General features: G+C 68.7%; 10 protein-coding genes. 3 read left to right on the top strand and 7 right to left on the bottom strand.

Features of this window, described 5'->3' with window-relative positions; all coding sequences use genetic code 11:
• The 4 genes from uca to V7702_RS05775 all read right to left on the bottom strand — a co-directional run.
• Positions 1 to 2978: urea carboxylase (gene uca, locus V7702_RS05790; protein WP_335649190.1), on the bottom strand; the 2978-nt coding region annotated here is incomplete at its 3' end.
• A 14-nt stretch (positions 2979 to 2992) separates the two neighbouring features.
• Positions 2993 to 3625: an urea amidolyase associated protein UAAP2 gene (locus tag V7702_RS05785; protein ID WP_304756840.1), complete on the bottom strand. Its 633-nt coding sequence runs from the start codon at positions 3623 to 3625 to the stop codon at positions 2993 to 2995.
• Between the two features lie 13 nt (positions 3626 to 3638).
• Entirely contained in the window at positions 3639 to 4469 is an 831-nt protein-coding gene (locus tag V7702_RS05780) for an urea amidolyase associated protein UAAP1 (protein ID WP_335649189.1), read from the bottom strand.
• The gene (locus V7702_RS05775; protein ID WP_335649188.1) at positions 4466 to 4945 is read right to left on the bottom strand and encodes a CopG family ribbon-helix-helix protein; all 480 of its coding nucleotides are present in this window, start codon (positions 4943 to 4945) and stop codon (positions 4466 to 4468) included. Before V7702_RS05775 ends, V7702_RS05780 begins: the two co-directional genes overlap by 4 nt.
• 281 nt (positions 4946 to 5226) lie before the next feature.
• Here V7702_RS05775 and V7702_RS05770 point away from each other — a divergent pair, with 281 nt between their 5' ends.
• From V7702_RS05770 to V7702_RS05760, 3 genes are read left to right on the top strand one after another with little or no spacing between them, the layout of a single operon-like run.
• Positions 5227 to 6528: a dicarboxylate/amino acid:cation symporter gene (locus tag V7702_RS05770; protein ID WP_335649187.1), complete on the top strand. Its 1302-nt coding sequence runs from the start codon at positions 5227 to 5229 to the stop codon at positions 6526 to 6528.
• Between the two features lie 56 nt (positions 6529 to 6584).
• Positions 6585 to 7838 carry a potassium/proton antiporter gene (locus tag V7702_RS05765; protein ID WP_335649186.1) on the top strand — a complete coding sequence of 418 codons (1254 nt, stop codon included), beginning with the start codon at positions 6585 to 6587 and terminating at the stop codon, positions 7836 to 7838.
• The gene (locus tag V7702_RS05760; RefSeq protein WP_335649185.1) at positions 7835 to 8584 is read left to right on the top strand and encodes an SIR2 family NAD-dependent protein deacylase; all 750 of its coding nucleotides are present in this window, start codon (positions 7835 to 7837) and stop codon (positions 8582 to 8584) included. The genes V7702_RS05765 and V7702_RS05760 overlap by 4 nt, the downstream gene beginning before the upstream one ends.
• A gap of 6 nt (positions 8585 to 8590) precedes the next feature.
• Here the strand turns inward: V7702_RS05760 and V7702_RS05755 are convergent, their stop codons facing one another.
• Genes V7702_RS05755 through V7702_RS05745 form a run of 3 tightly spaced genes read right to left on the bottom strand, consistent with a single transcriptional unit; the run spans position 8591 to position 11268 of the window.
• Positions 8591 to 9205: a glutathione S-transferase family protein gene (locus tag V7702_RS05755; RefSeq protein ID WP_335649184.1), complete on the bottom strand. Its 615-nt coding sequence runs from the start codon at positions 9203 to 9205 to the stop codon at positions 8591 to 8593.
• Positions 9206 to 9264: 59 nt separating this feature from the next.
• The gene (locus V7702_RS05750; protein ID WP_335649183.1) at positions 9265 to 10542 is read right to left on the bottom strand and encodes a bifunctional alpha/beta hydrolase/OsmC family protein; all 1278 of its coding nucleotides are present in this window, start codon (positions 10540 to 10542) and stop codon (positions 9265 to 9267) included.
• Between the two features lie 21 nt (positions 10543 to 10563).
• Positions 10564 to 11268, bottom strand: coding sequence for a flavodoxin family protein (locus tag V7702_RS05745; protein ID WP_335649182.1), 705 nt, complete (start codon positions 11266 to 11268; stop codon positions 10564 to 10566).
• Positions 11269 to 11272 lie beyond the last annotated feature (4 nt).

Raw genomic sequence — 11272 nt, 5'->3', positions numbered from 1 at the left:
ATATAGGCCCCGCCGATGCCGACGACGTTGGGCGGCGTCCAGGTGCGGGCGGGGTTGTACTTGGTGGTCACCAGCCGGTGGCGCGGGTCGATGGGGGTGGCCACCGGCGCGCCCAGATAGACGTCGCCCAGACCCATCACCAGATAGCGCGCGTCGAAGACGATGCGGTGGACGTCGTCCTCGCTGGCCAGGCCGTTGATCCGCCGGATGAACTCGATGTTGTCCGGGCACCAGGGGGCGTCGTCGCGGACCGAGGCCATATACTTGTCGATGGTCTCGTAGATGGCCGGGTCCTTCCACGAGAGCGGCAGGTGAACCACCCGCGACGGGATCTCGAAGTCGTCGAGGCCGCCCAGCCGATCCTCGGCGTCGGTCAGGGCGCGCAGCAGTTCGGCCTGCGACAGCACCCGGCTGTCATAGTGGACCTGCAGCGAACGGATGCCCGGGGTGATGTCGATGACGCCGGGCAGCGCCATGGTCCTAAGCTCGAGCATCAGGGCGTGGATGCGCAGGCGCAGCTCGAGATCCAGGACGATGGGTCCGTATTCCACCAGCAGGTGGCGGTCCCCCTGGCGACGATAGACGACCCGGGGCCGATGCCCGGTGGCTTCTATGACGCCGAGGATCGGGCTGTCGCTGGAGAGCACGGCCGGCGCAGGCGTCTGAGGCGTGGCCGGCGGCGCGGCGCCGGCGATCAGCGCGTCCTGCGCCTTCTCCGCGGCCACGGCCGCCTCGTCGCTGACCACCTGGAAGCTCACCGTATCACCGGGCGCGAGTTGGCCGGCCTCCCAGAGATCGGCCTGGATAATCACGAAAGGGCAGACAAAGCCCCCGAGCGACGGGCCGTCCGGCCCCAGGATGATCGGCATGTCGCCGGTGAAGTCGACCGCGCCGATGGCGTAGGCGTTGTCGTGGATGTTGGAGGGATGCAGCCCCGCCTCGCCCCCGTCGCGCCGGGCCCACTGCGGCTTTGGCCCGATCAGGCGCACGCCGGTGCGGTTGGAGTTGTAGTGGACCTTCCACTGGGCGCTGGCGATCATCGCCACGTCGTCCTCGGTGAAGAAGTCCGGGGCCCCATGGGGACCGGCCAGCACGCGCAGGGTCCAGGTCTTTGAGAGCGACGGCTGCTGGTCCCGCGCCAACGCCTCGCGCGGCGGACCGACCAGGCCATCGCCGACCCGCAGCACGTCACCGGCGGCCAGGGTGCGGCCGGCATGACCGCCGAAGCCGCCCAGGGTAAAGCTCGACCGGCTGCCCAGATAGGCGGGCACATCGATCCCGCCGCGGACCAGGAGATAGGCGCGCAAGCCCGCCCCCTTCACTCGTCCGAGCTTCAGGGTCTTGCCGGCGGCGATCTGGAAGGGGACGTAAGGGGAGATCGGCGCGCCATCCAGGCTCGCCTCCAGCGCCGCGCCGGCCAGGCAGACCGAGGCGGTGCGGTTGAACAGCAGGGTGGGGCCAAGGGCGGTGATCTCCAGCCCCGCGGCGGTCTCCATATTGCCCAGCAGGCGGTTGCCCAGCCGGAACGCCAGCGCGTCCATGGGCCCCGACGGCGGCACGCCCACATCCCAATAGCCCTGGCGGCCGGGATAGTCCTGCACGGTGGTCGCCGGGCCGCCGCTCAGCACACGGATGGTCTGAGGCTGGAAGGCGATGTCGGCGAGCGCCCGGGTGGAGACCTGGCCTGAGACGAAGGCCTCGCTGCGGGCCACCTGGCGCAGCCATTCCAGATTGGTCTCCAACCCCGCCAGCCGCGTATCGTCCAGGGCCTGCTGCAGGGCCGCCACCGCCTGCTCGCGATCCGGCGCGGTGACGATCAGCTTGGCCAGCAGGGGGTCGTAGAAGGCGCTGACCTCGGTCCCGTCCACCACCCAGGAATCGGCGCGCACGCCATCGGGGAAGCGGACCTCTGTCAAAACCCCGGAGCTGGGCCGGTAGTCCTGGCCCGGGTCTTCGGCATAGAGCCTCGCCTGGATCGAAGCGCCGCGGGGGGCGGCTTCGAAGCCCGCCAGGAAGCCATAGTCCCCGGCCGCGCCGCGGATCATCCAGGCCACCAGGTCGACGCCGGTGACCTGCTCGGTCACCCCGTGCTCCACCTGCAGGCGGGTGTTCACCTCCAGGAAGAAGAAGTCGTCCCGCTCGGCGTCATAGAGGAACTCCACCGTGCCGGCCGACCGGTAGCGGGCCGCCGAGGTCAGGCGCACGGCGGCCTCGATCAGAGCCTGCCGGGTGGCGGCCGGCAGGTGCGGGGCCGGCGTCTCCTCGATGACCTTCTGGTTGCGCCGCTGGAGGGAGCAGTCCCGCTCGCCGAGCGCGACCACATGGCCCTGGCCGTCACCGAAGACCTGCACCTCGATATGCCGGGCCTGGCGCACATAGCGCTCCAGGAAGACCCCGCCGTCGGAGAAGTTGCTGCCGGCCAGGCGGGTGACCGCGGCGAAGGCCTCGGCCACGGCGGCCGCATCCTCGCAGACCCGCATGCCGATGCCCCCACCCCCGGCGGTGGCCTTTAGGATCACCGGAAAGCCGATCGTGCCGGCCGCGGCCAGCGCCGCCTCGGCGTCGGTGAGGAGGTCGGTGCCTGGGGCCAGAGGCACGCCCTGGGCCTGGGCCAGGTCTCTCGCCGTATGTTTGAGGCCGAAGGCGCGGATATTGTCCGTCATCGGACCAATAAAGGCGATCCCGGCCGCCTCGCAGGCCTCGGCGAAGGCCACGTTCTCGCTCAGGAAGCCATAGCCGGGATGGATGGCCTGGGCCCCCGTCGCCCGGGCGGCGGCCAGGATGGCCTCGACATCCAGATAGGACTGGGCGGCGGGCGCCGGCCCGATCCGCACCGCCTCGTCGGCCTGGCTGACATGCAGGGAGCCGGCGTCGGCGTCGGAGAACACGGCCACCGAGGCCACGCCCATGTCCTTGAGCGTGCGCAGGATGCGGCAGGCGATGGCGCCGCGATTGGCGACGAGAACCTTGGTGAACACTGAACTGGCCCTGCTCAGGCGGCGATGATCATGCGCACCGGCGTCGGATTGAAGCCGTTGCAGGGATTGTTGATCTGCGGGCAGTTGGAGACCACCGCCACCAGATCCATCTCGGCGCGAATGTCCACATAGAGGCCAGGCGCCGAAATGCCGTCCACGATGCCCAGCGCCCCGTCGGCCTCAACGGGGACATTCATGAACCAGTTGATGTTGGAGACCATGTCGCGCTTGCCGCGACCGTGGCGGGCGTTGGCCTGCAGGAAGTTCTCGACGCAGGCGTGCTGGCCCTTGGTGTGGTGACCATAGCGCAGGGTGTTGCTCTCGCAGGAGCAGGCCCCGCCGATGGTGTCGTGATAGGCCACCGAGGTGCCCAGCACCGTGGCCATCGGGTTTCCCTCGTTGGACAGCAGCACCGAACCGGTGCGCAGGAAGATATTGCCCTGCGCGGCGATGGTGTCCTGGGCGCTGTAGCGCTCGGCGTCGTCGGCCAGCGCATACATCAGGAAGTCGACCGCCTGGTTGCCCTCCAGGTCGATGATGCGCAGCACCTCGCCCTTGCGCACCACGTGATCCCAGGGCGCCAGGGCGGGCACGATCTCGTCGTGCAGGACGGGGCCGGGCAGTCCGGCCAGGGCGGTGTCGGTCATGGCGGCGTCCCCTCTAGCGACGGAAATAGTCTTCGACGTTGAGAAAGGCCCGCAGGCCCTCCGGCGTCGCATTGCGGATGGGATCGTCCATGGGCGTCACCGGCCCGCGCCAGGCGCTGACCCGCAACGGCGTGACGCTGTAGTCAGGGCGGGGATCGCGGACATGGGGACAGTTGGCCAGCACCACGATCAGGTCCATCTCCGCCCGCAGGGTCAGGGTGCGGCCGGGGGCATAGGGTCCGACCTGCGTCTCGACCTCGCCGTCCGGGTCGATCTTCACGCCCTTGAACCAGTTGATGCAGGGATGGATGTCCCTGCGGCCCAGGCCGAACTTGGCCAGAGCCAGGGAGAAGCGGTCGCGGGCGTTGGGGTGCGGCCCCCAGTTGTCGCCGGTCCCATACTGGCGGGCGTTGGAGGCGGCGTTGGACGCGCCGCAGAAGGCGTCGTGGGTTTCGGCGCCGTCCTCCAGCAGGCTCATCATCACCCGACCCATGTCCGAGAGCAGCAGGCGGCCTTGGCCCAGATAGGCGTTCCACTGCACCTTGACGGTGTCGGCCACGTTCAACCGCTCCACCGGTGTTTCGGCGTTGAACACCAGCATGGAGGCGCAGGCGTCGCCGGCGAGGTCGACGAGACGCAGCCGCGCGCCGCGGTTCAGGCGCTTGGCGGCGTAGCCGCCAGCCCCGATCGTCTCCTCCCAGAGCATGTCCTCGGCCGCCACGCCGGCCGGCCGGTCGCGGGCCTCGCTGGGCGGCAGGGTCGGCATAGCCTCGACCCGGGTGGCGCCTTGGGCGCGGGCATGGGCCTGGGCGCTCTTGGGATCGGCGGTGGACGAGGCGCTCATGCCGCGCCTCCAGCGGCGGCCTTGCCCCCGCGGCCATGGGCGTGCAGCGGCGGCAGCAGGGCGCGGGTGGTGACCAGGCGGATCTGATGCACGCCGCGAATCCGGCGCAGTTCGTCGCAGAGCAGATGCAGGCGCTCCGAGGGACCCTGGACGAGCAGCACCTCCAGGGACTGGTCGTCCTCCAGGAAAACGTGCTGCGAGGAGATGACTTCCTTCAGGAACGCCCCTTGCGCCTGGGCCAGGGCCTGCCGGACCCGGCCGCTTTCGGCGCGGTAGATCAGCGTGATGGTGCCGGCCAGGATCGCCCCGTCGCGGCCCTCGCTGTGTTCGGCCAGTTCATGGCGAATCAGTTCGGCGATCATCTGCGAACGACTGGGCAGGTCGCGCTCGGCCACCATGGCGTCGAGCTGGGCCAGGAGTTCGGCCGGCAGGCTGACGCTAAGGCGCGCGAGTTGGGAAATCGGTTCCACGGTCATGGGGTGATCTTGGCTCCGGTATTACGTTCGTCAATTTTCGTAATACCGATTGGGCCGTCGGTCCAGAGCCCGCCTGTGACTTGGGCGCCCGGTGAGATTCGGCGCCTAGAGCGCGGGCGCCTGCTCCGGTGGCTCGCCATCGGGCCCCGGACCCCTGAGGCGCGCCTTGTGTGACGCGTCTTGCGCAGACAGTCGGGCGAGAGTGATTGGCGCAAGCCGATAACCTCCCTAACCTGCGCCGAACCGCCGCCGTAATGCGGCCCTAGTATCAAGAGAGTCGCATGACCGATTCGCCGCCGCCGAGCCCCGCTGTCGAGGCGCCCGCCAAACGCACCCTGCTTCAGCGCTGGTGGTTCGATGTCGTCCTGTGGAAGCGGATTCTGCTGGCCCTGGTCCTTGGCGTGATCGCCGGCCTGCTACTGGGTGAGCAGGCGAACGCCATCAAATGGATCGGCGACCTGTTCGTGCGGCTGATCCGCATGATCGTCGTGCCCCTCGTCTTCGTCTCCATCGTCGCCGGCGTGGCCGGCATGGGCGATCCTCGGCGACTGGGCTCCATCGGCGCCAAGACCATCTTCCTCTACCTGCTGACCACCGCCATCGCCGTCGGCGTCGGCATGGTCATGGGCACCCTGTTTGGTCCGGGCAAGGGCGTCACCTTTGAAGGCGTCACGCCCGAGGCGGTCGGCACGGCCCCGCCGGTCAGCGAGCAGCTGCTCGGCATCGTGCCGCTGAACCCCATCGAGGCCCTGGCCCGCGGCGACATCCTGGCGGTGATCTTCTTCTCCTTCCTGGTGGGCGCGGCCATCCTGGCGGTCGGCGAGAAGGCCGATCCGGTGCGCAAGCTGTTCGATTCCGGGGTGGACATCGTTCTCTACATCACCCGCCTGGTGATGGAGGTGGCGCCCTTCGGCGTCTTCGCCCTGATGGCCTGGGTCATGGGCACGGCGGGCCTGAGCGTCTTCTACAACATCTTCTTGCTGGCCGCGGCCCTGCTGCTGGGCTGCATCCTCCATATCCTGGTGGTGCACGGCGGCATGCTGCGCCTGCTGGCCGGCCTGCCGATCTGGCCCTTCTTCCGCGACATTCCCGACGCGGTGATGGTCGCCTTCTCCACCTCGTCCAGCGCCGCGACCCTGCCGGTGTCCATGCGTGTGGCCGAGAAGAACCTGGGCGTCAGCCACACCGTGGCCTCCACCGCCCTGCCGCTGGGCACCACCGTCTCGATGGACGGCACGGCGCTCTATATCGGCCTGCTGGCCATGTTCACCGCCCAGGCCTTCGGCATCGAGCTGACCCTGACCCAGTACCTGCTGGCCGGCCTGACCACGATCCTGGTGTCGGTGGGCACAGCGCCCATCCCGTCAGCCTCGCTGTTCATGCTAGCCGCCGTGCTGACCACCATGGGCGTCTCGCCCGAGCAGACCGCCCTGGTGGTGGGCTTCGTCCTGCCCTTCGACCGGCTGCTCGACATGACCCGCACCGTGGCCAACAACACCTCCGACCTGGCCGTGGCCGTCACGGTCGCCAAGTGGGAAGGCGAGCTGGACGAGGAGTCTTACCGCGCCAAGCCCGTCGAATGAGGCTTTGCAAGCCTCAGGGCTTGCGGCTGGGCGGAGCATGGACGAACTAGACAGTCATGCTTTCGCTCACGCCTGAACTCTTCCTGCTCGTCACGGGCGTGCTTTTGCTGACCACCGTCCTGGCGGGCACCCTGTCCAGCCGGTTCGGGGTGCCAGCCCTGATCGGTTTCCTGGCGCTCGGCATGCTGGCCGGCTCGGACGGGCCAGGCGGGATCGGCTTCGCCGACTACCAGGTGGCCCAGACGATCGGCGTGGCCTGCCTGATCTTCATCCTCTTCTCCGGGGGGCTCGACACCCCCTGGAAGGCGGTGCGGCCGGTCCTGACGCCAGCCCTGGTCCTGGCCACGGTGGGCGTGGTGATCAGCGCCGGCATCGTCAGCCTGACCGCGATCCTGCTGCTCGAATTCAACCTCCTGCAGGGCTTCCTGCTGGGGAGCGTGGTGGCCTCCACCGACGCCGCCGCAGTCTTCGCCGTCCTGCGCAACCAGGAGACCAAGATCCGCGAGGATGTCCTGGCCCTGATCGAGCTGGAGAGCGGCTCCAACGACCCTATGGCCATCTTCCTGGTGGGCGTGGCCCTGGCCCTGATCGCCCTCCCGTCCACGCCGTTGTTGAGCTTCGTGCCCGACTTCCTGCTGCAGATGGTCCTGGGCGCCGCCATAGGCCTGACCATCGGCTACGGTTTCACGGTCATCCTGACCCGGGCCAAGCTTCGCCAGGGCGGCCTCTTCCTGGTGGTTTCGGTGGCCGCCGCCCTGCTGGCCTTCGGCCTGGCCGGCGTGCTGACCGGGAGCGGATTCCTGGCCGCCTATGTGGCCGGCGTGCTGGCCGGTAATCGGGAGTATCCCGGCCGCCGGGCGGTGTCGCAGTTCCAGGATGGCCTGGCCTGGCTGGCCCAGGTGGTGATGTTCCTTACGCTTGGTCTGGTGGTCTTCCCCCACCAGTTGCCCGGCGTCGCCCTGGACGGTCTGGCGATCACAGCGGTGCTGATGCTGGTGGCGCGGCCCGCCAGCGTCTTCATCAGCCTCGCCCCGTTCCGCCAGTTCGACTGGCGGACCAAGCTGTTCGTGTCCTGGGCCGGCCTGCGCGGCGCCGTGCCCATCGTCCTGGCCACCTTCGGCATCGTCGCCGGCGTGGAGGACGCCCAGTCGATGTTCAACATCGTCTTCTTCGTCGTGCTGGCGTCCAGCGTGATCCAGGGACCGACCATCGGCCTGCTGGCCAAGCGGCTGGGTCTGGACCGCAAGACGCCGTCCAAGGCGCCCCCCGCCAGCGTCCCGACGGCCAAGCCCGAGGAAACCCCGGTATGAACCCACGCCAGGAGCTCGCCCGCCTGATCGAGGGCGCACGGAACATCGTCGTCTTTACCGGCGCCGGCATCTCTACGGAGTCAGGCATCCCCGACTTCCGCAGCCCCGGCGGTGTGTGGAGCAAGATGAAACCCATCTACTTCCAGGAGTTCGTGGCCAGCGAGGCGACGCGCCGCGAAGCCTGGACCCGCGCCTTCACCGGTCGCGCCGGCTGGACGGGCCGCGAGCCCAACGCCGGCCACCACGCCGTGGCCCGCCTGGTGGCCAAGGGCCAGGTCAGCGCCGTCATCACCCAGAATGTCGATAACCTGCACCAGGCCTCGGGCGTGCCAAGCGACCGGATCATCGAGCTGCACGGCAATGCCAGCTACGCCGCCTGCCTGGCCTGCGGCCTCCGCCACGAACTGCCCCAGCTGAAGCATGATTTCGAAACCACCGGCGACATTCCCACCTGCCGCGAGTGTGGCGAGCTGGTGAAGACCGCCACCATCTCGTTTGGCCAGGCCATGCCCGAGACGCCGATGAAGCGGGCCACGGCCGCGACCCTGTCCTGCGACCTCTTCCTGGTGCTGGGCTCGTCCCTGGTGGTCTATCCGGCCGCGGAGTTCCCCCTGCTGGCCAAGCGCCGCGGCGCCGCCCTGGCCATCGTCAATCGCGAGCCCACCGACCATGATGAGGCGGCCGACCTCGTCGTCCATGACGAGATCGGCCCGACGCTCAGCGAGATCGTGCCGATCGACAGCTAGGCCTGCTCAGGCCGCCGCGCTCGGCCGGCTCTTCACACGCTCGAACCAGTCCGGCAGCCATTTGGCCTCGGACGGCAGGGGCTGGCCGACCTGGGTCCCGAAGGCCAGGAAGCAGAACAGCAGGATATCAGCCAGGCTGAAGCGGTCGCCACAGACGAAGTCGCCGTCCATCAGCCCATCGAGCCAGAGGATCTTGTCCCTGGCGATGGCCTTGAGGTCTTCGGCCGCCTCGGCCCGCACCAGACGAAAGCGGGATTCGAACAGCGGCCGGCCCTCCGCGGCGCGGAAGCCGCTGGTGAGGGGCTCGACGATGTTCAGGTCGATCCGGCGGGTCCACATGCGGGTCTCCGCCCGTTGCTCCGCGGTCGCGCCGACCAGCACCGGCTGCGGGGCGATCTCCTCCAGATATTCGCAGATGGCGGTGATCTCGCAGACGACGGTTCCGTCATCCAGCTCCAGCGCCGGCATCTGGCCGGCCACATTGACCTTGTGCGCGTAGGGCGGCTGGCGGTTCTCGCCCTTCATCAGGTCCACCTGCTGCTGGGGGATATCCAGGCCCTTCTCGGCCATGAACATGCGCACCACGTGCGGATTGGGTCCGACGGAATTGTAGAACTTCATGGCGGCGTCTCCCTTGGCTCTCATTGGCGACAAGATGAGGGAATTCACCCTGGGTCAGGTCAAGCCTGTTCCGGACAGGGGCTCGCCGGATCATCGTCGGCGCAGGCCTCTTCCATGCGGACATAGTGGTCGCCGCGATCGGTGGCCTCCAGGGCCGGCGCAGGCTCTGGCCGAGCATTGGTGACGACCTCGGCGCCCTCGGTGAGGGTCCGGTGGATCGGGCATTTCTCAGCGATCTCAATGATGCGCGCCCTTTGGTCGGCGTTGAGGTCGCCCTCCAGCCCCACCTCGCGGACGAACCGGTCCTTGGCCGTCGCCGTGCGCGCCTCGTGGGTGACCTCGACGCTGACCTTGTCCAGGGGCCAGCCCTTGCGGTCGGCATAGAGGCGGCAGGTCATCGCCGTGCAGGCGCCCAGGGCGGCGCCCAGCAGATCATAGGGGCTTGGTCCGGAATCCATCCCGCCCACATCCACCGGCTCGTCGGCGAGGAACCGGGCAGGACCAGCCTGGATGACCACCTGGAACTTGCCCTCCCCGGTTTCCTCCACCCGGACCGCTTCGCGGGAGACCGTCTCGATAGCCCGCGGCGTGGTCAAATAGCGGGCGGCCCAGGCGGAGATGACGGCGGCGGCATAGTCGGAATCGGCCTTGTCGCTCAGCAGATGATCGGCGTCGTCCAGGGACACGAAGCTCTTGGGATGGCGGGCCGCGAGGAAGATCTCGGTGGCGTTGTCGATGCCCACCACCTCGTCGCGCGGCGCGTGAAGGATCAGCAGGGCGCGCTTCAGATGGGCGATCCGCTGGGCCTGGTTCTGCTGGGCCAGGTCGGCGATGAAGCCGGCGCCGAGCTCGAACTGGCGGCCGGCGATCTCCACCGGAACCGGCCCGGCGCCTGACGCCTCTGCGCCCTCGATATGGCGCAGCACATGTTCAGCCGAGGCCGGGGCGTTGACCACCGCCACCGCCCGCACGGTGGGGCATTCACCCGCGGCGGCCAGTACGGCGGCCCCGCCGAAGCTGTGCCCCACCAGCACCTGCACCTCATGGCCCGCCGCGTTCATCGCTTCGACGGCGCTGACCACATCGGTGACGTCGCTGGACAGGCCAGCGCCGAACTCGCCCTCGCTCTCGCCCAGGCCGGTGAAGTCGAACCGCAGCACGCCGAAGCCCTTGTCGGCCAGGGCGCGGCTGACCCGCACCGCGGCGTGCGAGCGCTTGTCGCAGGTAAAGCAGTGGGCGAAGACGACATAGGCCCGGGGCGGCGATGCGCCCGTTTCCAGCACCCCGGAAAGACGTCGCCCGGCCGTGTTCTCGAAGTCGAATCTCACGCCGGGCATGCGGTCTCCTTGGGCTTGTCGTCAGCGGTATTCCGGATTGGGATGGTCAAAACGCGCGCCGGCCTCCCACGCCTCAGGAAGATTGCCATAGGCCGGCAGGCCGCCTGCGTCCTTGAGCATACGGGCCATGTGCATCAGGTTCCAGGCGGCGAAGGTGGTGTTGCGCTGGGTGAAGTCGTTCTGCGGCCCGCCCGAGCCCTCATCCGCATAGGAGGGACCCGGCCCCGCCTCGCCCACCCAGCCGGCGTCGGCCTGGGGCGGAACCACGTAACCCAGATGCTGCAGGGAATAGAGCAGGTTCATGGCGCAGTGCTTGGCGCCGTCCTCATTGCCGGTGATCACGCAACCGCCCGCCCGGCCATAATAGACCGACTGGCCCTTGTCGTTCAGCTTGCCGGAATAGCCGTAGAGCCGTTCGACCACACGGGTGCAGATCGACGACTTGTCCCCCAGCCAGATCGGCGTGCCGATCACCAGGATGTCGGCTGCCATCACCTTGGCCTGCACATCTGGCCAGTCGTCGCGGTCGAAGCCATGCTCGCGCATGTCCGGTTGGACGCCTGGCGCGATCTCGAGATCGGCGGCGCGGATTGTCTCGACGCTGACCCCATTGGCGCTCATCACGCCCTGGCTCACCTTCATCAGGGCCTCCGTATTCGACGGCTCCCGAGAGGGCTTCAGGCTGCAATTGATGAACAGAGCGGACAGGTCGTCATAGATGGCCATGGGC

This window comes from Phenylobacterium sp., assembly GCF_036963605.1.
GTDB lineage: Bacteria > Pseudomonadota > Alphaproteobacteria > Caulobacterales > Caulobacteraceae > Phenylobacterium.
This window is presented reverse-complemented; position numbering and strand designations above follow the sequence as displayed.